At 48.1% G+C, this 23,538-nt stretch carries 23 protein-coding genes and 2 pseudogenes; 8 read left to right on the forward strand and 17 right to left on the reverse strand.

The annotated features are described in order from the left end of the window. Positions 1–38: 38 nt before the first annotated feature. Positions 39–2,025: pseudogene (pdeR, locus tag AACU94_RS09900) on the forward strand (cyclic di-GMP phosphodiesterase). A 44-nt stretch (positions 2,026–2,069) separates the two neighbouring features. Here pdeR and AACU94_RS24720 read toward each other — a convergent pair. Continuing rightward, complete coding sequence (locus tag AACU94_RS24720; protein WP_445236446.1) at positions 2,070–2,135, reverse strand: hypothetical protein; 66 nt, start codon at positions 2,133–2,135, stop codon at positions 2,070–2,072. A gap of 38 nt (positions 2,136–2,173) precedes the next feature. Here AACU94_RS24720 and AACU94_RS09905 point away from each other — a divergent pair, with 38 nt between their 5' ends. From AACU94_RS09905 to osmB, 3 genes are all read left to right on the forward strand, one after another. After that, complete coding sequence (locus tag AACU94_RS09905) at positions 2,174–2,347, forward strand: YciZ family protein (RefSeq protein WP_130208833.1); 174 nt, start codon at positions 2,174–2,176, stop codon at positions 2,345–2,347. 93 nt (positions 2,348–2,440) lie between these two features. Then, positions 2,441–3,190, forward strand: a complete 750-nt coding sequence (gene yciT / locus AACU94_RS09910; protein WP_135489370.1) for a DNA-binding transcriptional regulator YciT — start codon at positions 2,441–2,443, stop codon at positions 3,188–3,190. Between the two features lie 266 nt (positions 3,191–3,456). Next, a complete protein-coding gene (gene osmB / locus AACU94_RS09915; protein ID WP_000498252.1) occupies positions 3,457–3,675 on the forward strand; it encodes an osmotically-inducible lipoprotein OsmB in 219 nt (72 codons plus the stop codon). A 126-nt stretch (positions 3,676–3,801) separates the two neighbouring features. Here the strand turns inward: osmB and yciH are convergent, their stop codons facing one another. The 5 genes from yciH to pgpB all read right to left on the reverse strand — a co-directional run bounded on the left by yciH (position 3,802) and on the right by pgpB (position 7,455). Next, on the reverse strand, positions 3,802–4,128 hold the full coding sequence (yciH, locus tag AACU94_RS09920; RefSeq protein ID WP_064527234.1) for a stress response translation initiation inhibitor YciH: 327 nt from the start codon (positions 4,126–4,128) through the stop codon (positions 3,802–3,804). Next, positions 4,128–4,865 carry an orotidine-5'-phosphate decarboxylase gene (gene pyrF, locus AACU94_RS09925; RefSeq protein ID WP_135489371.1) on the reverse strand — a complete coding sequence of 246 codons (738 nt, stop codon included), beginning with the start codon at positions 4,863–4,865 and terminating at the stop codon, positions 4,128–4,130. Before pyrF ends, yciH begins: the two co-directional genes overlap by 1 nt. A gap of 192 nt (positions 4,866–5,057) precedes the next feature. After that, positions 5,058–6,227 carry a lipopolysaccharide assembly protein LapB gene (lapB, locus tag AACU94_RS09930; RefSeq protein ID WP_135404299.1) on the reverse strand — a complete coding sequence of 390 codons (1,170 nt, stop codon included), beginning with the start codon at positions 6,225–6,227 and terminating at the stop codon, positions 5,058–5,060. A 6-nt stretch (positions 6,228–6,233) separates the two neighbouring features. Continuing rightward, positions 6,234–6,542: a lipopolysaccharide assembly protein LapA gene (lapA, locus tag AACU94_RS09935; protein WP_130208843.1), complete on the reverse strand. Its 309-nt coding sequence runs from the start codon at positions 6,540–6,542 to the stop codon at positions 6,234–6,236. A 148-nt stretch (positions 6,543–6,690) separates the two neighbouring features. Further along, a complete protein-coding gene (gene pgpB / locus AACU94_RS09940; protein WP_135489372.1) occupies positions 6,691–7,455 on the reverse strand; it encodes a phosphatidylglycerophosphatase B in 765 nt (254 codons plus the stop codon). 168 nt (positions 7,456–7,623) lie between these two features. Here pgpB and ribA point away from each other — a divergent pair, with 168 nt between their 5' ends. Beyond that, on the forward strand, positions 7,624–8,214 hold the full coding sequence (gene ribA / locus AACU94_RS09945) for a GTP cyclohydrolase II (protein WP_130208847.1): 591 nt from the start codon (positions 7,624–7,626) through the stop codon (positions 8,212–8,214). A 62-nt stretch (positions 8,215–8,276) separates the two neighbouring features. On the opposite strand, the gene acnA is transcribed toward ribA, so the two are convergent. From acnA to topA, 6 genes and pseudogenes are all read right to left on the reverse strand, one after another. Continuing rightward, on the reverse strand, positions 8,277–10,952 hold the full coding sequence (acnA, locus tag AACU94_RS09950) for an aconitate hydratase AcnA (protein WP_135486192.1): 2,676 nt from the start codon (positions 10,950–10,952) through the stop codon (positions 8,277–8,279). A gap of 163 nt (positions 10,953–11,115) precedes the next feature. After that, on the reverse strand, positions 11,116–11,211 hold the full coding sequence (ymiC, locus tag AACU94_RS09955) for a small membrane protein YmiC (protein ID WP_130208851.1): 96 nt from the start codon (positions 11,209–11,211) through the stop codon (positions 11,116–11,118). 115 nt (positions 11,212–11,326) lie between these two features. After that, a complete protein-coding gene (locus tag AACU94_RS09960; protein WP_130208853.1) occupies positions 11,327–11,497 on the reverse strand; it encodes a hypothetical protein in 171 nt (56 codons plus the stop codon). A 2-nt stretch (positions 11,498–11,499) separates the two neighbouring features. Then, positions 11,500–11,640 carry a YmiA family putative membrane protein gene (locus tag AACU94_RS09965; RefSeq protein WP_214251104.1) on the reverse strand — a complete coding sequence of 47 codons (141 nt, stop codon included), beginning with the start codon at positions 11,638–11,640 and terminating at the stop codon, positions 11,500–11,502. A gap of 319 nt (positions 11,641–11,959) precedes the next feature. Next, positions 11,960–12,935, reverse strand: a pseudogene (cysB, locus tag AACU94_RS09970) (HTH-type transcriptional regulator CysB). A gap of 209 nt (positions 12,936–13,144) precedes the next feature. Next, entirely contained in the window at positions 13,145–15,742 is a 2,598-nt protein-coding gene (topA, locus tag AACU94_RS09975) for a type I DNA topoisomerase (protein ID WP_130208855.1), read from the reverse strand. A gap of 379 nt (positions 15,743–16,121) precedes the next feature. Between topA and AACU94_RS09980 the strand changes: the two genes are divergently transcribed. After that, the gene (locus AACU94_RS09980) at positions 16,122–16,373 is read left to right on the forward strand and encodes a YciN family protein (protein WP_130208857.1); all 252 of its coding nucleotides are present in this window, start codon (positions 16,122–16,124) and stop codon (positions 16,371–16,373) included. A 35-nt stretch (positions 16,374–16,408) separates the two neighbouring features. On the opposite strand, the gene sohB is transcribed toward AACU94_RS09980, so the two are convergent. Beyond that, positions 16,409–17,458 (reverse strand): protease SohB, encoded by a 1,050-nt coding sequence (gene sohB / locus AACU94_RS09985; RefSeq protein ID WP_135489373.1) that lies wholly within the window; start codon positions 17,456–17,458, stop codon positions 16,409–16,411. A 218-nt stretch (positions 17,459–17,676) separates the two neighbouring features. Here sohB and AACU94_RS09990 point away from each other — a divergent pair, with 218 nt between their 5' ends. Together AACU94_RS09990 and cobO are read left to right on the forward strand one after the other, a co-directional pair. Next, complete coding sequence (locus AACU94_RS09990; RefSeq protein WP_130222779.1) at positions 17,677–18,435, forward strand: YciK family oxidoreductase; 759 nt, start codon at positions 17,677–17,679, stop codon at positions 18,433–18,435. After that, positions 18,432–19,022 carry a cob(I)yrinic acid a,c-diamide adenosyltransferase gene (gene cobO, locus AACU94_RS09995; protein WP_130258922.1) on the forward strand — a complete coding sequence of 197 codons (591 nt, stop codon included), beginning with the start codon at positions 18,432–18,434 and terminating at the stop codon, positions 19,020–19,022. Before AACU94_RS09990 ends, cobO begins: the two co-directional genes overlap by 4 nt. Before the next feature lie 52 nt (positions 19,023–19,074). Here the strand turns inward: cobO and AACU94_RS10000 are convergent, their stop codons facing one another. The 4 genes from AACU94_RS10000 to AACU94_RS10015 form a co-directional block, all read right to left on the reverse strand. Then, positions 19,075–19,383, reverse strand: a complete 309-nt coding sequence (locus AACU94_RS10000; RefSeq protein WP_130216042.1) for a hypothetical protein — start codon at positions 19,381–19,383, stop codon at positions 19,075–19,077. A 10-nt stretch (positions 19,384–19,393) separates the two neighbouring features. Next, the gene (locus AACU94_RS10005) at positions 19,394–20,395 is read right to left on the reverse strand and encodes a hypothetical protein (protein ID WP_130258920.1); all 1,002 of its coding nucleotides are present in this window, start codon (positions 20,393–20,395) and stop codon (positions 19,394–19,396) included. A 169-nt stretch (positions 20,396–20,564) separates the two neighbouring features. Next, positions 20,565–21,440: a 23S rRNA pseudouridine(2605) synthase RluB gene (gene rluB, locus AACU94_RS10010; RefSeq protein ID WP_001291217.1), complete on the reverse strand. Its 876-nt coding sequence runs from the start codon at positions 21,438–21,440 to the stop codon at positions 20,565–20,567. A gap of 210 nt (positions 21,441–21,650) precedes the next feature. Beyond that, positions 21,651–23,534, reverse strand: coding sequence for a DUF2207 domain-containing protein (locus AACU94_RS10015; RefSeq protein ID WP_135489374.1), 1,884 nt, complete (start codon positions 23,532–23,534; stop codon positions 21,651–21,653). Positions 23,535–23,538 lie beyond the last annotated feature (4 nt).

Raw genomic sequence — 23,538 nt, forward strand, 5'->3', positions numbered from 1 at the left:
TAATCGCGAACTCCGCTGTTAACCGGAAGACACGCTTCATGAAAACAGTTAGGGAGTCCACAACGTTGTACAACTTTCTCGGATCGCACAATCCATACTGGCGTTTATCGGAAAGCAGCGATGTTTTGCGCTTTTCCACCACCGAAACCACAGAACCTGAACGTACTTTGCAGTTATCTGCCGAACAGGCTGCTCGCATCAGGGAAATGACGGTCATCACTTCCAGCTTGATGATGAGTCTGACCGTCAATGAGAGCGATCTTTCTGTGCATCTGGTTGGACGAAAAATCAATAAGCGCGAATGGGGCGGCAACGCGTCTGCATGGCATGACACACTTGCAGTAGCCCGCGATTTATCGCATGGGCTTTCTTTTGCTGAACAGGTAGTGTCTGAAGCTCATTCCGCGATAGTCATTCTTGACAGCCGGGGAAATATCCAACGGTTTAACCGATTATGTGAAGAATACACAGGTTTCAAAGAGCACGATGTCATTGGGCAAAGCGTATTTAAGCTGTTTATGAGCCGTCGTGAAGCTGCAGCATCCAGCCGCAATAACCGCGGCTTTTTTCGCAGTGGTAACGCTTATGAAATTGAGCTCTGGATACCAACGCGCAAAGGTCAACGGCTATTTCTGTTTCGCAACAAATTTGTGCACAGCGGTAGCGGCAAAAATGAGATCTATTTAATCTGTTCCGGCACCGATATTACCGAAGAGCGTCGCGCCCAGGAACGACTTCGCATACTGGCAAATACCGACAGCATCACTGGACTACCGAATCGTAACGCCATGCAGGCGTTAATCGATCATGCCATTGATCAAGCTAACGACTGTAAGGTTGGTGTTGTATATCTTGATTTAGACAATTTTAAAAAGGTAAACGACGCTTACGGGCATTTATTTGGCGACCAGTTATTACGTGAGGTGTCACTGGCCATTTTAAGCTGCCTTGAACAGGATCAGGTGCTGGCGCGTCCTGGCGGGGATGAGTTTCTGGTACTGGCACCCAATACATCACAAAGCGCACTGGAAGCGATGGCATCGCGTATTTTAACCCGGCTTCGCCAACCCTTCCGCATTGGTTTAATTGAAGTCTATACTGGCTGTTCCGTCGGTATTTCACTTTCGCCACAACATGGTATGGACAGCGCAGCCATTATTCGCCATGCCGACACCGCAATGTACACCGCAAAAGAAGGTGGGCGCGGACAGTTCTGTGTTTTTTCGCCAGAAATGAACCAACGTGTTTTCGAATATCTTTGGCTTGATACCAACCTGCGTAAGGCGCTGGAAAACGATCAGTTAGTGATTCATTATCAACCGAAAATCACCTGGCGCGGTGAAGTTCGAAGCCTGGAAGCGTTGGTGCGCTGGCAGTCGCCTGAACGCGGACTCATTCCCCCGTTAGACTTTATTTCCTATGCCGAAGAGTCTGGGCTAATTGTTCCATTAGGACGTTGGGTGATTCTCGATGTGGTGCGTCAGGTGGCGAAATGGCGTGATAAAGGCATTAATCTGCGGGTAGCGGTGAACATCTCTGCTCGCCAGTTTGCCGATCAAACTCTTTTTACCGATCTGAAGCAGGTTCTTCAAGAACTGAATTTTGAATACTGCCCTATTGATATCGAGTTAACTGAAAGCTGTCTGATAGAAAATGATGAACTCGCCCTCTCCGTCATTCAGCAATTTAGTCAGTTAGGCGCGCAAGTGCATTTGGATGATTTTGGCACCGGCTACTCTTCGCTTTCGCAACTGGCCCGTTTTCCCATCGATGCGATTAAACTTGACCAGGCTTTTGTCCGTAATATTCACAAACAACCTGTCTCGCAGTCATTAGTGCGCGCGATTGTCGCCGTCGCACAGGCATTGAATCTGCAAGTCATCGCCGAGAGGCGTGGAAAGCACAAAAGAAGATGCCTTTTTAACCAAGAACGGCATCAATGAGAGGCAAGGATTTTTGTTTGCCAAACCAATGCCTGCTGTGGCCTTTGAACGTTGGTTTAAACGTTACCTGAAACGCTTATAAAGAGACGAATGTATATAATTAGCGATATATAATCTTATCACATATCATTTTCTCGAATGAAAATTGGCCTTTGCCACTATACGCTTCTCTTTTAGTGGCAATTTTTGCATTATTCATTTTTGCCTTTATTTGCCATAAGGATGCCCTCATGTCTGAATTTGATGCCCAGCGCGTTGCCGAACGTATTGATATTGTGTTAGATATCCTTGTGGCGGGCGATCACCACTCTGCGATCCATAATCTCGAGATACTAAAAGCAGAACTCTTGCGCCAGGTTGCTGCATCTACGCCAGACATCCCGAAGGCACCGTGGGAGATTTAACAGTCGTGCTTTCAGGCTTTCCATTTAGCAGAAAAGGATGCCAGGCGCGTCAGCTTTTTTATTAAATATTATAACGTTATAAGAATTACAGCGATGAATTCCCGACAACAAACAATTCTACAGATGGTCATTGACCAGGGTCAGGTTAGCGTAACCGAACTGGCAAAAGCCACGGGTGTTTCTGAAGTTACTATTCGCCAGGATCTCAACACCCTCGAAAAACTGAGTTATCTACGCCGCGCGCATGGTTTTGCAGTTTCGCTTGATAGCGATGATGTTGAAACCCGGATGATGAGTAATTATACGTTGAAGCGTGAACTTGCCGAGTTTGCGGCCTCTCTGGTTCAGTCAGGTGAAACTATCTTTATTGAAAATGGCAGCAGCAATGCCCTTCTGGCTCGCACGTTAGGCGAACAGAAGAAAGATGTTACCATCATTACGGTTAGCAGCTACATTGCGCATTTGTTGAAAGACGCGCCCTGTGAAGTCATTCTACTTGGTGGCGTGTACCAGAAAAAAAGCGAAAGCATGGTTGGCCCTCTGACACGTCAGTGTATCCAGCAGGTTCATTTCAGTAAGGCATTTATTGGTATTGATGGCTGGCAATCTGAAACTGGATTTACTGGACGCGATATGATGCGTACCGACGTAGTCAATGCAGTGTTGGAAAAAGAGTGCGAAGCAATCGTTCTGACGGACAGCTCAAAATTTGGTGCCGTACATTCTTACTCCATCGGCCCTGTTGAGAAAATCAAACGGGTCATTACCGACTCGAAGATACCTGCCAGCCACCTGTTGCATCTTGAGCATAATAGACTGACGGTTCACGTCATCAACAATTAATGTCCCCTCCTCTACGGATGATTTGCACTTTCGCAAATCATCCGCTCTAAGATGATTCCTGGTTGTTAATTAAGACTATTTACCTGTCCTTAAAACTTCAAAGTTGTAAACTTAACATTAGCGATATAACAGGAAGTGACTGTCACCTGCGTGATATAACCCTGCGCGAGAGGATTTCACGGAAAATAACTTTTTCAGAAAGCGTCTTAACTATTATAGTTAAAGAGAGCTTACTTCCGTGAATCATAAATTCAGGAGAGAGTATTATGTTTGTAACGAGCAAAAAAATGACCGCGGCTGTTCTGGCGATTACGCTGGCTATGTCTCTGAGTGCCTGTTCTAACTGGTCTAAACGAGATCGTAATACCGCAATCGGTGCGGGTGCAGGTGCTTTAGGTGGCGCAGTACTAACTGATGGCAGCACGCTGGGTACGTTAGGCGGTGCAGCAGTCGGTGGTATTATCGGTCACCAGGTCGGTAAATAATCGTAAATAAATGTCGATTAGCGACTCGCAATTATAATACGCTTAACTCTGTTCAGTACGAAATAACTGAATAATACACACAGTAAAATAAACGAAAGCCACGGAATATTTTCGTGGCTTTTTTTGTTAACCGCCTGCGAGTTTTACCTTCATGCCTTTCGCTTCGAGCATTGATTTTAATAAATCACGCTTATCACCCTGAATTTCGATAATTCCTTCTTTTACTGACCCTCCGCAGCCGCATTTTTTCTTCAGTTCTGCCGCTAGCTTTATCAGTTCAGCTTCATCGAGATCAACACCTGTAATCAGGCAAACACCCTTACCTTTGCGGCCGCTGGTTTGACGTTGAATACGCACAACGCCATCACCTTTAGGGCGTACAGGGGCTACTTTCGGTTCATCGATACGTCCAGTCTCCGTTGAATAGACCAGACGGCTGTTGGAATCACTCATTATGCACTCCGCTGTAACGAGGCGTTGATCGCTTTCAGCGTTTGCGCTGGATCCGCAGATTGCGTCACCGGGCGACCAATCACCATATAATCAACTCCAGCTGCCAGCGCCTGTTCTGGCGTCATAATACGGCGCTGGTCGCCAGCATCACTCCCCTGCGGACGAATACCCGGCGTAACCAGTTTGAAGTCCTGACCAAACGCTTGTTTAAAACGAACGGCTTCCTGGGCAGAACACACCACGCCATCAAGACCACATTTTTGTGTCAGCGCCGCCAGACGCTCTGCATAATCCGCAGGTGACAGTGTCACGTCGAGATCCGCCAGATCGCTTGATTCCATGCTAGTCAGCACAGTTACCGCTATTAACAACGGCGCGTCTTTGCCAAACGGAACCAGCGCCTCACGAGCAGCGGTCATCATACGCGCCCCGCCAGAGGCATGAACATTCACCATCCACACACCTAAGTCAGCCGCTGCGGCCACGGCGTGCGCTGCTGTGTTGGGAATGTCGTGAAATTTCAGGTCAAGGAAGATATCAAAACCACGCTCTTGCAGTTCACGGACAAACTGTGGCCCAAACAGCGTAAACATCTCTTTGCCAACTTTCAGACGACAATCGCGTGGGTCGATTTTGTCGACAAATGCCAGCGCAGCATCACGATTATTATAATCAAGGGCAACAACGACGGGAGAACGCGTAACAGCGCGGGAAGAAGATGAAGCAGTTAACGTCATGACCAGACCTTCTTGATGATGGGCACCGGAAGTGGCGCGAAAAAGGTAAACGGCGTGCATTCTACCCGTGGAAATAAAAAATTAACAGTTGCGATTTCTCCCCTGTCAGGCTTTTCCATGCAGGAGTTACCGAAGCACATTTGTTGATAACAACCATTAGTATGTTGTAACTAAAGTCGATTTTTTTTAAAACTACAGGCCATCCAGACCACGAATTGGTTTAATGGTCGACCAGGCCCGACAGGACGGACAATGCCAGTAGAGGGTATAAGCGGTAAAACCACACTTCTGGCAGCGATAACGCGGCTTACTGCGTACCTTCTCACCAACCATATCGCGCAACACCATCAGGCTCTCTTTTGCACGCCCTTCTTCCGCTTCATTGAGGTGGTAATCCATCAATTTGTGGAACACGCGCATGGTTGGGTGACGTTGCAACTGGCGCGTAATATAAACCTGAACTGCATCGCTCCCGTCACGCGATTCAATGATGTCTGCAAGCATCAGTTCAGCATCAGCACCCGTATTTTCTTCCACCGCTCGCTGGAGAAACTCTGCCCATTCGGCAGTTTTACCCAGTTGCTGATAGCAGGTTTGCAGCATTTCCAGCGTTTCGCTGACCAGTTCTCTGTCCTGAGAAATAACGCGTTGCAGGCTTTCGACGGCTTTGCCGTACTCGCCTTTGGCCATAAACACACGCCCCATCATGATGGATACGCGCGCGCTGTTTTTGTCGGCCGCCGCCCCTTTTTTCAGCAACGTCATGGCACGATCGAGATCGTCGCTGGCAATGTATTGAAGAGCTAATTCACAATAGAAATGAGCTATTTCGACCCGCTGTTTATCTTTACCCAGTTTAACCAAACGTTCGGCGACATCGATCGCCTTTTGCCATTCACTGGTGGCCTGGTAGATTTGCAGGAGTTGTTGCAAAGCGCCAACACGGAAGTCAGTTTCATCAGTCAATTGATTAAACATATCTTCCGCACGATCGTACAATCCGGCAGCCATGTAATCACGCCCCAGTTGCTGAATTGCCAACAGGCGCTGTTCATAGGTCAGCGAGGCGCTTTCCATTAAAGTTTGGTGGATGCGAATTGCGCGATCGACTTCGCCACGGGATCGGAACAAGTTTCCGAGCGTAAGGTGAGCTTCAACGGTGCCGGTATCCTCTTTGAGCATATCGAGGAACAGGTCCACCGCCTTATCTTGTTGATTGCTAAGCAGAAAGTTAACCCCCGCCACGTAATCACGTGACAGGCGATTGGCTTCATCTTGCTTGTTTTGTTGCGCACTTCTGCGGCCCATATACCAGCCATAGGCAGCGGCTACAGGCAAAAGCAGAAACAACAACTCCAGCATAGAAGGTTATTCCTTCGCCACTGACGCATGCGGCGCTACCGCCACATCAGTCGCGGGTGAAAGCTGGTTTTCCAGTCGCTTTATTTTACGTTCAGCACGCGCCAGAGAAACACGAACTCGCAGCCAGAACAGTCCGCAAATTAACCAACCGATAGCAAAGCCCGCAGCAAACAATACCGCCAGCAAAGTAGAGATACGATACTCCCCTTGCGCTAACAGATAGTTAAACGTCACCTGTTGATCGTTCTGCGCACCTAACGTGACCGAAATCACGAAAATCGCCAACACCAATAAGAAAATGAGTAAATATTTCACATTACTTCCCGTTATGTGGTTAGAGCGCATAAATTATGGTCAACTTACCGCAATAGCCCTTTAAAGTACCATTTTCACGCCGACTGCGAAATGGCAACTACGTGCATTGTTGGTGATTTAAGGGCGAAAATCAGAAAATCAACCAGCGTTAACTTTCTTCTTCTCGTTGCGCTATCTCACGATTTTCTTCCGGAGGTGGTGTTAATGGCCCACAAATTCGTTGTGCAAGCCAGGTTGCCACCGCCACCAGCGCCCACGAAATCAATGTAGCCACCACCAAATCACGCGGCCAATGCATCCCGAGCAGTAGGCGGCTTCCCATGACTCCCGTGGCCCAAACCAGCAAGAGTGCAATGGTGAAAGTTCGCCGACGCGGCCACAGTAACCCAACGGCCAGCAGCGCCCAACTGGCAGCAAACATCGTGTGACCGGAAGGAAAGGCAAAACCCGTCTCTTTCTGCCAGTGAGAGCGTAAATAGCCCGGTATATTATTTTCTGCAGCCAACTGTTCTTTCACTAAACTTCCGCGTTCCGCACGTTTTAAATTGTAGAACTCCTCAACCGGAATATGATGTGTTTTTTCCAGCCATATCACAAAGGGGCGCGGCTCCTGAACTTTATCTTTTATCCAGGATTTCACGCCTTGTCCAATGAGGATCGCCGCAGCCAGAATGGTAAACAGCATAATTGCGGCTTTGAGGCGAAAACGCAGACACCAGAGAAACCAAGCGAATAAAATCAGATGTGTAATGACGCCCCAAGGCTGAGTAACGGTTTCAGTGATCCAAAAGGCCGCTTTTAACAGCCAACTTTGATCTCCTGGTTGCCAACGCCAGCCAGAAATCCATACAGCTACCGGCATTACAAGTAATAGTGCAGCTCCCACTGCGGTACGTCTGGCAATCGAACGCATGACCTCTCCTTTTTATAATTCCCACAATCATAACTGAAAATGCCTGCTCCAGTAAAAATTGACAGATTTGTGCCATTCAGTGAACGATTGGCGCGTCGTGATTAGGAGAACCCCTTCGCGTTATGGCAAAATAAGCCAATACAGAACCAGCATTATCTGGAGAATTTCATGCAGCTTAAACGTGTGGCAGAAGCCAAACTGCCAACCCCCTGGGGCGATTTCCTGATGGTGGGATTTGAAGAACTGGCAACCGGACACGATCATGTCGCGTTAGTTTATGGCGACATTTCAGGACATACTCCTGTCCTGGCACGCGTCCATTCTGAGTGTCTGACCGGTGATGCCCTGTTCAGCTTGCGCTGCGATTGCGGCTTCCAGCTTGAAGCGGCACTGACGCATATTGCCGAAGAAGGCCGTGGTATTTTGCTGTACCACCGTCAGGAAGGACGTAACATCGGTTTGTTGAATAAAATCCGTGCTTATGCGTTACAGGATCAAGGTTACGATACTGTAGAGGCCAATCATCAGTTAGGTTTCGCCGCTGATGAACGTGATTTCACCCTCTGCGCCGACATGTTCAAGTTACTGGGCGTTAATGAAGTCCGTCTGTTAACCAACAACCCCAAAAAAGTCGAAATTCTGACCGAAGCAGGTATCAACATTGTTGAGCGCGTGCCGTTGATTGTTGGCCGTAACCCAAATAACGAACACTATCTCGATACTAAAGCCGAGAAAATGGGCCATTTGTTCAACAAATAACCCTGTTCGCTACAGACTTAATATATTTGCCGGATGATCCACATCCGGCAAATAAAGCTGAATTACTTCAACATATTACGAATGACATAATGCAAAATACCGTCGTTCTGGTAATAGGTTAATTCTGTTGCAGTGTCGATACGACAACGGCACGGCACAACGTCCTGCACACCATCAGCTCGCGTTAGTGTCACAGGAACCGTAGCGCCAGGTTGCAGATTTTGCAGATCGGCAATATCAATCTTCTCTTCCCCCGTCAGCCCTAACGATTTACGCGTCACACCTTGCGGGAACTCCAGCGGCAAAATACCCATGCCGATTAAATTCGAACGGTGAATACGTTCAAACGATTCTGCAATCACCACGCGAATACCGAGCAGACGCGGGCCTTTTGCCGCCCAGTCTCGACTCGAACCTGACCCATATTCTTTCCCGGCAATTACCGCCAGCGGTGTTTTCTCTTGCTGATAGCGCATCGCCGCATCATAAATAGAGATAACATCATTGCCTGGTAGATGGCGCGTCATCCCCCCTTCAACACCAGGCACCATTTCGTTACGAATGCGAATATTGGCGAACGTGCCGCGCATCATCACTTCATGGTTACCACGACGCGAACCGTAGGAGTTAAAATCTTTACGCTCAACACCACGACCTTGTAGATATCGACCCGCGGGGCTATCAGGCTTAATGCTGCCTGCCGGAGAGATATGGTCAGTGGTAACCGAATCACCCAGCATTGCCAGAATTCGCGCGCCGTGAATATCTTCCACTGGCGCAGGGGTTGCCTGCATTTCATCAAAGAAAGGCGATAAGCGAATGTAGGTCGAATCATCCTGCCATCCGTAGGTATCTGATCGTACAACCTTAATCTCCTTCCACTCCGCAGTCCCTTCGAAAACTTCCGCGTACTCCTTACGGAACATTTCAGTGGAGACTTGCGCAACAGCGCGAGCAATCTCTTGAGTCGATGGCCAGATATCTTTCAGATATACCGGATCGCCTTTACGATCATGGCCCAGAGGTTCGGAAGCCAGGTTGATATTCATATTGCCCGCCAGTGCATAGGCAACCACCAGCGGCGGCGAAGCCAACCAGTTGGTTTTAACCAGCGGATGAATACGTCCTTCAAAGTTACGGTTGCCAGACAGTACCGCGCCAACGGTTAAATCGCCCTTTTTGATCGCGGTTTCGATAGGATCGGGCAACGGACCAGAGTTACCAATACAGGTGGTACAACCATAGCCCACAAGGTTAAAGCCCAGTTCATCAAGATACGGCGTCAGTTTGGCTTTTGCCAGATAGTCAGAAACCACTTTCGAGCCTGGCGCGAGAGACGCTTTGACCCACGGTTGTCGTTTCAGCCCCAGGGTGACGGCTTTTTTCGCCAGTAATCCGGCCGCCATCAGCACGCTGGGGTTAGAGGTATTGGTACACGACGTTATCGCAGCAATAACCACTGCACCATCAGGCAACTGATACTGATGCCCGTTCATAACATAATCGACCGGCTGGCGATCTTTATGCGTGGCGTTGACTTCCAGTTCGTTACTGGCGGCAAAAGCTTTTGGCACATCAGGCAGCGCAACACGATCTTGTGGACGCTTTGGACCGGCAAGACTAGCGACTACGTCGTTCATATCCAATTCAAGCGTACTGGTAAACACCGGTTCATCACCTGCGTTCCGCCACATCCCCTGCGCTTTAGCATATTTCTCAACCAGTTCAACCTGGTCTTCACTACGGCCGCTTAACCGCATGTAATCGAGAGTGACAGCATCGATTGGGAAGAAGCCGCAGGTCGCACCATATTCCGGCGACATATTGGCAATGGTTGCACGATCCGCCAGTGGCAGTGAATCCAGACCATCACCGTAAAATTCGACGAATTTACCTACTACGCCATGTTTACGTAGCATCTGAGTAACGGTCAGCACCAGGTCGGTGGCGGTAATACCTTCACGCAGTTTACCGGTGAGTTTAAAGCCCACCACATCAGGAATAAGCATGGAAACTGGCTGACCTAACATCGCCGCTTCCGCTTCGATTCCACCAACGCCCCAGCCCAACACACCAAGACCGTTAATCATGGTCGTGTGCGAGTCGGTGCCGACGAGCGTATCCGGATAAGCAATCCATTCCCCCTCCTGCAATTCACTCCACACCGCTTTGCCGAGATATTCAAGGTTCACCTGGTGGCAAATCCCAGTGCCTGGTGGCACAACGCTAAAACGACTGAACGCCTGTTGCCCCCATTTCAGAAACACATAACGCTCGTGGTTGCGCTCCATTTCCAGGCGTACGTTTTCCTCAAATGCCTCATCATCGCCAAAGCGATCGACGGTAACCGAGTGGTCAATCACCAGATCGACCGGTGAGAGCGGATTCACCTTCGCGGTATCGCCACCGAGACGTTTTACTGCTTCCCGCATCGCCGCAAGATCAACAACAGCAGGTACGCCGGTAAAATCCTGCATCAGCACCCTGGCTGGACGGTAGGCAATTTCGCGATCGGCATGGGCATTTTTCAGCCATCCTGCCAGCGCATGAATATCTTCTTCGGTGACCGAATTGCCATCCTGCCAGCGCAGCAGGTTTTCGAGCAGAACTTTGAGTGACTTAGGCAGACGGGTGATATCGCCCAGTGATTTGGCAGCAAGCGGCAGGCTGTAGTAGTGGTAAGTTTTATCTTTGGCCTGCAACGTGTCCTTACTGGCTTCTCGTAGGGTTGACGACATAGCTCCTCCTTAATAACAGGGTTGCGATGCCCTGATTCTCTTCAGGGTGAATATTAAAGATAACACAAACACCGCGTAACGATTTGATAACAACCCAAATTGATAAAAGAGGAGAAACCTCGTGGCAAGGCAAAAGAAAACCCCGCCGCAGCGGGGTCAGGGATCAGTGAGTAACGATCCAGAGGAGTTCGGCCCAGAAGAGCATCGACAGAGAAAATGCGCCCATCCAGGACCAGTATTTCGTATTTGTAGTGATCATAGGCTACACCCTTAACTGTTATTACTTTATGTTGAGATAACTCAACCTGTTATTGCTGTGGTGTATTAAAAGCCGTTATATTCATTAAAATATTGGGTAACAAGAATGATGATAATTATTGTTTCTGCTGATCATCTTCAGCAAACATCTCTATAAAGGCTTGCTGTTGCGGTGTTAGTTTCCAGCTATGGGGTATAACGACTGAACAATCCCGTTTCGTTTCCGTTGCATTGTCATTCTGCTGACATAATGGTGACGGTTCCTGATGTTGCTCCTGAACGACCATAGTTATCCCCACACTTTCCAAATCAGCAGTGCGACAACCACCCAAAAGAGCGCAGAACCAAGAAATACCGCAAGCCAGGCTTTGCGTTTTAATTCAGGGTCCCGGCGGGGGGCCTGATTTCCAGAAGGCATTGCTAACCTCATATAATCGCCATCACTTATCAGCAAGACGCTAAACGATTGGTATAATTAATCAAATGATAGGACAAATCCTAATGAAACTTTAGTCAAAAATCCAGCGAATTTACGAATCGTTTCCAGTGAATAATTCAATCTTTTGACCTGAAATAGATATTTGAAGAGTGGAGTTTGCAACGCGGATAAATAGACACTACTTTATGCTCGATTTGCCATAAAAATTTTGTGGATATTTATATTGTGAGCGACTAACAAATAAAAAGGAATAGAGAATATATTCCGGCACCTTTGTCACATAAAAAGATGCCGGAAATAACGTGGGTAATTATTTTTCTGGCAATTTGATATCTTTGAACATGACTTCAATTTCTTCATTGGAACGCAGTGCAACGGCGGCATCAACGACGTCTCGCGTTAAATGCGGCGCAAAACGCTGAATGAAATCATACATATAGCTGCGTAAAAACGTACTACGGCGAAAACCAATTTTAGTTGTGCTGTGGCTGAAGATATCATGTGCATCGACACGCACCAGATCGGGGTCTGAAACCGGATCGACCGCCATGCTGGCAATGACCCCTACTCCCAGCCCAAGACGAACGTAGGTTTTAATGACGTCAGCATCAGTTGCTGTGAAGACAATTCGCGGCGTAAGCCCTGCGCGGTTAAAGGCTGTGTCCAGTTCGGAACGGCCGGTAAAGCCGAAGGTATACGTTACTAGCGGATACTGCGCCAGTTCCTCAATCGTGATTTCCTTTTTACCCGCCAGAGGATGATCCGGGGTTACCACAATAGCCCGGTTCCAGTGGTAGCACGGCAACATCACTAAATCTTCATATAAATGCAGGGCTTCCGTGGCAATTGCGAAATCAGCATTACCTTTAGAGACTGCATCAGCAATTTGTGTCGGAGAGCCCTGATGCATATGCAAAGAAACGCGAGGATAACGCTCGATAAAGCCTTTAATGACATTTGGCAGCGCATAACGAGCCTGAGTATGGGTAGTGGCAATATATAGCGAACCTTTATCAGGCCAGGTGTGTTCACCGGCTACCGATTTAATGGCGTCGACCTTTGACAACACTTCACGAGCAATACGAATAATTTCCTGCCCTGCGGGGGTTGACCTGCGTCAGGTGCTTACCGCTACGGGAAAAAATTTGAATGCCCAGTTCATCTTCCAACATTCTGACTTGCTTACTGATCCCGGGTTGTGATGTGTAAAGTCCTTCAGCCGTTGAGGAGACATTCAGGTTATGATTGACTACCTCAACAATATAGCGAAGTTGTTGTAATTTCATGTTAAACCATCCAATTAGACGCCATCAGAACATCGTTTTTTCGCCACACCTGGCGGGTGACTAATACGATTTAATAATAAAAAAAGTGATAACTATAACCACTATATCATTTATAGCTTTAGTGTATAGGTGTGTAGAAAAAATAATATGCAATGAAAAAGGGCCGCTTTTGCGACCCTTTGTTTATAAAAACCTGACAGACTTAAAGGTTATTTTTTCCCTTCAACCCATTTGCCATCAACATAAAATGCTGACCAGCCAGTTGCCTTTCCGTCTTTTTCCGAAGAGACATATTGCTGTTTGGTTTTACGGCTAAAGCGAACCATTGTCTTATTACCGTCTGGATCTTGCTGCGGAGCCTCCGCCAGATAACGCAGTTTTTCCGGCAGACGGTCGCGGAAGCGATAAAGCTCTTCAACCAGCGGCGCACGCGTTTCACGAGATTTCGGGAAGGTGTTGGCAGCCAGGAACACTCCAGCAGCGCCGTCACGCAGCACGAAATAAGCATCCGATTTTTCGCACGCTAATTCTGGCAGCGGAACCGGATCTTCTTTCGGTGGCGCCACTTCGCCGTTACGTAAAATCTTACGCGTGTTTTTACACTCTTCGTTGGTGCAGGCCATGTATTTACCGAAACGCCCCATTTTCAGGTGCATTTCAGAGCCACATTTTTCACACTCAACGATCGGGCCGTCATAACCTTTAATGCGGAATTCGCCCTCTTCAATCTCGTAACCATCGCAGGTTGGGTTATTACCACAAACATGCAACTTACGTTTTGGATCGATGAGATAGCTGTCCATCGCCGTGCCGCATTTCGGGCAACGACGTTTGGCGCGCAGGGCGTTAGTTTCAGCGTCTTCGCCTTCCAGTACGTTCAGTACTTCGTTTTCCGGCACCAGGTTAATGGTGGTTTTGCAACGCTCTTTCGGCGGCAGCGCATAGCCAGAACAGCCAAGGAATACCCCGGTGCTCGCTGTACGAATACCCATTTTGCGACCACAAGTCGGGCAGTCAATGCTGGTCAGAACCATCTGGTTCGGGCGCATACCGCCCTCTTCCGGATCTTTTTCCGCTTTATCAAGCTGCTGGGTGAAATCCGAGAAGAAGTGATCCAGTACGGCTTTCCATTCCGCTTCGTGATTTGCCACCTGGTCGAGACTGTTTTCCATCTGCGCTGTGAAGTCGTAATTCATTAATTCGCGGAAATTTTCTTCCAGGCGATCGGTTACGATTTCACCCATTTTTTCCGCATAGAATCGACGGTTTTCCACACGCACATAGCCACGATCCTGAATGGTCGAAATAATCGACGCATAGGTAGACGGACGACCAATACCGCGTTTTTCCAGTTCTTTAACCAGCGAGGCTTCGCTGAAACGGGCTGGCGGCTTGGTAAAGTGCTGTGCCGGAGTCAGTTCAACAAGCGACAGGGAGTCGCCTTTATCGACTGCCGGTAAAATACGATCTTCATCGCCTTTACGCAGCGCAGGCATTACTTTCGTCCAGCCATCAAAGCGCAGAATACGTCCGCGTGCTTTCAGGCGGAAATCACCTGCACCAACGGTCAGCGTGGTGGAATCATATTTCGCCGGGGTCATCTGACAGGCAACAAACTGACGCCAGATTAACTGGTAAAGTTTCTGTGCGTCCGCTTCCATATCCTTCAGCGATTCCGCCATCACATTGACGTCAGAAGGACGAATCGCTTCGTGCGCTTCCTGTGAGTTTTCTTTGCTGGCGTACTGATTCGGACTTTCTGGCAGATATTTATTACCAAAGTTATCGCTGATATAACCGCGAACCATATTTACCGCGTCCTGACTCAGGTTAGTGGAGTCGGTACGCATGTAAGTGATATAGCCTGCTTCATACAGACGCTGCGCCATCATCATGGTCTTTTTCACGCCAAAACCAAGACGGGTGCTGGCAGCCTGTTGCAGCGTAGAGGTAATAAAAGGAGCGCCAGGTTTACTGGTGGTCGGTTTGTCTTCACGTTCCAGCACGCTATAGCGCGCTTTTTCCAGCAGACTTACCGCAGCCTGAGTTTGTTCTTTATTGACCGGACGGAACGGTTTGTCATTCTGATGGGTCACCTGCAAAGCCAATGCCTCGCCGGATGGCGTGGTCGTGCTGGCATCCACTTCCCAGAACTCTTCCGGTACGAACGCTTTAATTTCACGCTCACGTTCAACCACCAGGCGGACCGCCACCGACTGCACACGCCCGGCAGACAGACCACGAGCAATTTTTTTCCACAGCAGCGGAGAAACCATATACCCCACCACGCGGTCCATAAAGCGACGCGCCTGCTGGGCATTAACACGATCGATATTCAGCTCACCTGGCTTGTTAAATGCCTGACGAATCGCGTTTTTCGTAATTTCGTTAAATACCACTCGGCTATAGCGCGCATCATCACCACCGATCACTTCCCGCAGGTGCCATGCAATGGCTTCCCCTTCGCGGTCAAGGTCGGTTGCGAGATAGATGTGGTCGGCTTTTTCAGCCAGTTGTTTCAGTTCAGAGACGACCTTCTCTTTACCTGGCAACACTTCATAGTGCGCCTCCCAATTGTGCCACGGGTCAACCCCCATACGGTTGACGAGAGCGCCACGTTCATCCTTTTTAGGCTTTTTAGCCGTCTTGGTGGAGGTAGAGTCGGCACTCTTTTTGGCAGCTGAGCCACTGGTCGGCAAATCGCGGATGTGACCGACGCTGGATTTCACCACGTAGTCACTACCCAGATACTTGTTGATCGTTTTGGCTTTTGCCGGGGACTCAACGATGACAAGAGCTTTACCCATATTCACCTTACCTAATTTGATTCTTCCAGGAATGCGTCGCACATTGATAAACCTTCCACTGGCAACGAGTTACCGATATGGACTCGCTCTCTGCGGATATCAACCCCTTGTCGTGACTCTGTTCACGATAATTCAGGTGACTGAGTTAACAGGTCTTGGCCTACAGGCGCTATAGCACGACGTAATTTTGGTCGAATGTCAAGCAAATCTATTGCCAGATTGACGAAAGCGTCACACTGTACCTGATAAAATCCGTTACGCAACTTTATTAGCATGCAAAATCCAAAGTTGCCAGTAAGGCGCTCTTGCCGTCAGCGTGGTATATTTGTCTGCAAGCCATGCCTGGCGTAGACTAATGTCCTTGTTTAAGGAGTAAATAATGAACAAAGAGACACAACCCATCGACCGCGAAACGCTGTTGAAAGAGGCTAACAAAATCATACGTGAGCATGAGGATACGCTCGCAGGGATTGAAGCCACCGGCGTCACGCAGCGTAATGGCGTGCTGGTGTTTAGCGGCGATTATTTTTTAGATGAACAAGGATTGCCGACAGCGAAAAGCACCGCGGTGTTTAATATGTTCAAACACCTGGCCCATGTACTCTCGGAAAAATACCATCTGGTCGATTAAAGATAAACGCGAGGTTTTACCCTCGCGTTTATCTTTTACATCAACGGTTTTTGCCCGCGTTGCCACCAGCGTAGCAACAACCGGTCGGCGCTCTCTGCCGCGCTGCCAGTGAATCGATCGATCAACCGTTTACGCTGCATATAGCGTACATTGACCACTTCACGACCTTCCATCAGGCTAAGGATCACTTCATCACTGGTGTTGATTTCGTCAACCAGCCCTTTCTCCACCGCCTGTTGTCCGTACCAGTGTTCACCGGTTGCCACCATTTCAATGTCCAGAGACGGACGCATACGCTTCACAAAATCTTTAAATAACTGATGCGTTTCGTTCAGTTCTTCGCGGAATTTCTCGCGCCCTTCTTCGGTGTTTTCACCCAGCACTGTCAGCGTGCGCTTATACTGCCCGGCAGTGTGCAGTTCGATATCAATATCTTTGCTTTTCAGGAAGCGGTTAAAGTTGGGCATTTGCGCCACAACACCAATAGAGCCAACAATTGCAAACGGCGCTGAAACAATTTTATCCGCCACACAGGCCATCATGTAACCGCCGCTGGCAGCCACTTTGTCTACCGTAACGGTTAAAGGAATATTTTTATCGCGCAGGCGCTGCAACTGTGAAGCCGCCAGGCCGTAACCATGTACCATGCCACCGGGGCTTTCCAGACGCAGAACGACCTGATCCTGCGGTTTAAATGCCGCGAGTACCGCAGTGACCTCTTCACGTAGCGCGTTCACTTCATGGGCGTCCATGCTGCCTTTGAAATCCAGCACCCAGACTCGAGGCTTGCTTTCGGCTGCCGCCTCGCCCAGTTTGGTTTTTGCTTTCGCTGCCTTCGCTTCTTGCTTGTGCTTTTTCTTCTGCGCTTTGTGCCACTGTTTTTGCTGATGTGGATCCATCAGCGCCGCAACCAGTTCTTCTTTCATCTCCTTATACTGTTCGCTGAGATTGTTGACCCGTAACTCGCCACGCTGGCGTTTATTACGTTGAGCAACATTGACAATAATGGCGGCAATAGCCGCAATCGCCACCACAACGGTGACGATTTTCGCCAAAAACAAACCATATTCAGACAACAATTCCACGAGTCCCACCTTGGTTAAACAACGCTTTGGCTCACAGTTTACAACAGGCATGTTAAGCCGTCTCGCAGAGATGTTATTGCAGCGAAAGTATGACAAAGTATTCATTTTACGGCGTTATCGCCCCAGGCTGATTGAAATGCCCTCCTGTTTCAGGCATAAAACCCCAAAGTCATAAAGTACACTGGCAGCGCGACTGTTGATGTCGTCGGGGAGTAGCCATGCATTACCAACCAAAACAAGATTTACTCAATGATCGTATTATCCTGGTGACAGGCGCCAGCGACGGCATTGGTCGTGAAGCCGCCTTAACTTATGCGCGCTATGGCGCGACGGTCATTCTGCTGGGCCGGAACGAAGAAAAATTACGTCAGGTGGCCCAGAGCATGTTCGAAGAGACAGGACGCCAGCCGCAATGGTTTCTTCTCGATTTGCTGACCTGTACGTCCGAAGACTGCCAACAACTGGCACAGCGTATTGCTGTTAATTACCCGCGTCTGGACGGCGTGCTGCATAACGCCGGATTGCTCGGCGATGTTTGCCCAATGCGCGAGCAAAATCCGCAGGTCTGGCAGGACGTCATGCAGGTCAACGTTAATGCCACCTTTATGCTCACCCAGGCACTGCTTCCTTTATTACTCAAATCTGACGCGGGTTCACTGGTCTTTACTTCATCAAGCGTTGGGCGTCAGGGGCGAGCCAACTGGGGCGCATATGCGGTGTCGAAATTTGCCACTGAAGGAATGATGCAAGTGCTGGCCGATGAATACCAGCAGCGCCTGCGTGTGAACTGTATTAACCCGGGTGGTACACGTACTGCAATGCGTGCCAGTGCTTTCCCCACCGAAGATCCACAGAAACTCAAAACACCCGCCGATATCATGCCACTCTATTTATGGCTGATGGGCGATGACAGCCGCCGTAAAACCGGCATGACCTTTGACGCCCAACCGGGCCGCAAACCAGGAATTTCCCAATGAGTGATGAACGCTACCAACAGCGTCAGCAGCGTGTTAAAGAGAAAGTTGATGCTCGCGTGGCGCAAGCGCAGGATGAGCGTGGCATTATCATCGTCTTTACCGGCAATGGAAAAGGCAAAACCACCGCGGCATTTGGTACCGCAACTCGCGCGGTTGGCCATGGCAAAAAAGTGGGGGTCGTGCAGTTTATTAAAGGTACCTGGCCTAACGGCGAGCGCAATTTGCTGGAGCCGCATGGCGTCGAGTTTCAGGTGATGGCAACGGGCTTTACCTGGGATACGCAAAATCGCGAGTCTGATACCGCCGCCTGCCGTGAAGTCTGGCAACATGCAAAGCGGATGCTGGCAGATTCCTCAGTGGATATGGTTTTGCTCGATGAGCTGACGTATATGGTGGCGTATGACTATTTGCCACTGGAAGAAGTGATGCAAGCCTTAAATGATCGTCCACATCAACAAACGGTGATTATTACGGGTCGTGGCTGTCATCGGGATATACTTGAACTGGCAGATACCGTCAGTGAATTACGCCCCGTCAAACATGCGTTTGATGCAGGTGTTAAGGCGCAAATCGGGATTGACTACTAAGTGAAAGCACCTCAAAAGATTGCCTCTTGAGGTGCTTTAATCATAATTATATTCAAGCGGCAATAGCGAAATTCAGAATTCGTTTAATCTCATTCAAATGTCCCGGATATGCTTCATGATTCTCAGCGTCAACATCTTCAATAAATAATATCAGTTCCGTAATTAGCACATTCGCATCTTCATAACTGATTCCGCTTAACTCTGGTGAGGTTTCAGTACCATAGTTAATCGTCAGATTGTTCATAACCGAGAGGATAAGGATAAAATATTTATGACAAACCTTGCATGTGGTTTTGTTGCCCAAGGTATTATACAGCATGTCGAGTAATGCCAGTATTCTACGATTTTGTACATCGTTCATAAAAAGCCTCCTATAACATTATTCCGCTAGCAATAAGTAGTTTTGCCAGCCCCTCAGACGCCTTTAATCCACTAATTACTTGTGCGCGTAATATTTCATTTAATCTTTTTTGTTCAGCAGCCGTACGTGTTTTATTAACGTATAAGCTTTTCAGATAATCACCCTTATCTATAAAGGCATTTAAAGCCTCAATCGCAGGCATGGCAGGTGCCGATGCCTGTAGTCTGGTTTCATTCACATTGATTACTGAACTTAGAAACTCCTTCCTGTTTTTCAGAGTGTTAAACTCTGTATTCTTAGAGTTTTTAGATGCCGTATTATAATAAAACATATTATCATGCACATTCGCAAAGGTATAATTTTCAATCTTATTGCTTTTTGTATAAATATCATTGCGCAAAACTGCCATGTTCTTTATAAGTCTTACCCAGTTTTCATCTACCGTTTTGCCTATTTTTCCAGAATTGACTTTAATTATATATAACTCATTGAAATAATTTACCAAATCTTTAACCGCTGCTGCAGATTGAGCTAAATCTTTGCTATGTGAAACACCAAGTAGTGTTTGTGCGTTGTTTGCGTGATCCAGAGCCTGTTTAAGTAATGCCACTTGCTGACTTTCCGTAGTTGCCATATCCTCTGTCAGAAGTTCCACATAAGCGCTCATGCTATTAATGACTTCCATTGAAGCCAGTAATTTTTCTTTCTCGAAAGGGACTAATTGTACTTGTTTTGTATTTGGCCCTGAACGCTGACATAATTTTCCGCCATTCCCATCACCGCCTATATCAATGGTATAATCAGGTCGCAGGGCACAATCCGGATTAGTCGCGTAGAAATTAACAAGGAAGTTTTCACGAGAAGCATAGTATTGTTTAAAGAAACTTGCATTCGCCGCTACTGCTTTGTTACCCGCAGTAATAACAGTTTCAGCTTGTTCGTTTTTCAATGCTTCAGTTGCACAACCTGAAAGCATTAACAGCGATAGAAATATTCCACTATATCTAATCATAACCCACCTCTTGACGTTGAGTTTATCTCAGATAATTAAATAGTAATGTGGCTATTTCCGGGTATTATTCATAAGCAAGTATGAAATTAAATTAAAATACTGCGACTATTTATCATGCTTCAAATGAAGAAAAGGCCCCGCAGGGCCTTTATTTTATACTTATCTTAAATTAACCGTTATTATTACGTCCGCCAGAACGGCGACCACCGCTCACCTGGCTATGACGTTTCACCGCACGACGAATCTGATTCGCCTTCATACGACGACGGTCTTTTTCTACAGCGACTTTAGAGCTGGTTTCTGGCGGCAGTTCCACCAGTTCACGCAGATAGTTAGTCTGGGCGAGATCCAGCTCTGTCCAGCCGCCGCGTGGCAGTCCTTTCGGCAGTGGAATATCACCGTAACGCACACGGATCAGGCGACTTACCTGCACACCAACCGCTTCCCAAAGACGACGAACCTCACGGTTACGACCTTCGGTCAGAGTCACGTTGTACCACTGGTTAATCCCTTCACCACCGCTGAACTTGATGGTTTTAAAGGCTGCCGGACCATCTTCCAGTTGCACGCCACGACTTAAATCACGCAGTTTCGCGTCGTCAACCTGACCAAATACACGCACGGCATATTCACGTTCAACTTCACGGCTGGGGTGCATTAAACGGTTTGCCAGTTCACCATCGGTGGTAAACAGCAACAGACCGCAGGTATTAACGTCCAGACGACCAACGGCAATCCAGCGCGCACCGCGCAGCTTCGGCAGACGATCAAACACGGTCGGACGCCCTTCCGGGTCATTACGTGTACACAACTCACCTTCTGGCTTGTAATAGGCCAGAACGCGACAAATTTGTTCAGCGGACTCACGTACCGAAATCAGATGACCATCGATACGGATTTTCAGCCCAGGGGTAACTTCAACGCGATCGCCGAGTTTAGCAATTTTGCCATCGACACTCACACGACCGGCTTCAATAATAGATTCGATTTCACGGCGAGAACCGTGGCCGGCACGCGCCAGCACTTTCTGTAACTTTTCGCTCATTGAGCTTCCTTTTGGTGTCGCCTTCCCAGGCGTCTGATATGCTTTTGTGCAACAATGAGTCAGAACTTACATCTGACTCACTGATAGTAAAGTCTGTTCGAACTCTTCAGGCCTTAAGTAAACGACTCGACGTTTATCGGCCTGGCTTTGAGGCGCAACATACTACACTATCTTTATGGTTAAAGCTTGTTTCGATTAACGTCGATTTGGTTACCAACCGCCTCCGCCACCAGCGCCAGAACCACCACCGGAATAGCTCCGCCCCAACAAACTGGTATAGGCCCCGCAACTCAGGTGCGTCTGTAATGAGAATAAAACGCCGTTACGGGCAATCTCTGGGGCGCAAATCGCCGAAGAAAGCGAAGGGGCAATGCGTAACGCCCATTCCCTCCCCAAATTTGCCGATATAGCCCAACCTAACAACGCGTAATCCAGTTTCCGTGTTTCCCCTTTCCGCCGCCGCCCACTGTGTGTTGCCGCCTCTTTACGCGCAAGATAGTTAACGATAGCTTCACCGTGGGCATAACGTTGCTGCCCAGTTTGAGTAAACTTTGGCAGAAAAATATACCCCATGCCAGTGAGATAACCGGTCAGGAAAACAGCGCTAAAATAACCCGCTGGCATATACCAGTAAAAGAATACATCTCCGACATTGATATAGAGAGAATAGAAGGCCACGCCTGAACAAATCAGTGGTAAAAACAAAGTGATGATTACACGATTAACGCAAGGCTTGTCATCATCGCGGGCAAACAAAAGCTCAAGGGAACAAAATAAAAAAGGAAGAAGCCAGCAGATCATAATAAACATATCGCCCACCAGACTCATTCCTGCACAACCTACGGGACTCAGGTTACCGTAGAGAATGACCGCCAATATCGCCATTCCGCCCCATTGCAAAAACGCATCAGGTCGGTAAAACGAAGACTTTTTACGCGGCAGATAAAATTTCTGCATCCGTAAAAATGCTCTGCGTAAGACTCTGTTGCGCCTCCCCGTAAGGACGACCTTATCGCCTTTACGAAATAGCGCTTCCAGTAATAACTGTTCGGTGGGCAGTAATACCGCATTATTTCTGGTCGCGCCTTCATTAACACGAATCAGGGTTTGCTGATTTTTGTCATACTGATCTTCCAGATGAATTTTTCCTTTCACAATCAGATTTACGATATCGGCACAAAAACCTTTATCGTCGTAAACCAGCTTCGCATCGAGACGTAACATACCGGGCGTGTAATCTGGCGGAATGACATCGGTTTCAATCACATCTACCGGCGTAAATTGCGGCCTGCGCCTCCAGAGATATAAACATCCACACGCCAGGAGCAAACACGGTAACCAAATGATAAGAGACGATGTTGAGGGCCCAAAAAGATGGCTAAAAATATTCGTCGTGTGTTGTGCCGGGGCATTATCCAGCAAGGCATGAGGCCAGCGGTAGAGAACCGTGAAGTCTTCACGATAAAACGGATTGCGGGATTCAATTCTTCCGTCCTCAAGGATAAGGCCATTTCGATATGTGTCGCCCTCATCTCCGGTAAAGAGATCGATTTCACTAAATGGATTACCCGCAATATTAGAGAACTTGAGTGAAAATCGGGTCTTATAGATTTCAAACGGCCAGTTGTTACCGGTCACGTTCCAGATTAGCAGGTCAGAATCACCCTCGCGCAGGAAAGCATTTTTAACCTGATAATGAATTTGATAATGATAGTCGCCTTGAGGCAAGAAACGTTGTTTATCGCCCACGACAATACTCATTAACCCGATATGCCAGTCAAGATGCCAGGGTTCAGGAACGCCGTCACGGGTAACGCCAACAATACGATAGTTCAGCAGTGCAGCGTCCCCATTAGACTGCATCCATAGTCGTGGTAAATCACGAGAAAATCCGTGCTTAATCTGCTGATTTCGCGCCTGAAAATAAATGTTCTCTTTGATGTCGAGCACCCCATCCGGTTGCAGAGTGGCTTCAACATCAAAGAGCGAGATCCCTTCTTCATATGAAGGGATCTCCGTGTTTTTCGCATAACTCAACGAAGAGAAAAAAAGCCCAACTATCAACAGCAAAATGCAGCGATATATCCCTGCCATAGTC

This window comes from Escherichia sp. E4702 (genome assembly GCF_963883545.1).
Classification (GTDB): domain Bacteria; phylum Pseudomonadota; class Gammaproteobacteria; order Enterobacterales; family Enterobacteriaceae; genus Escherichia.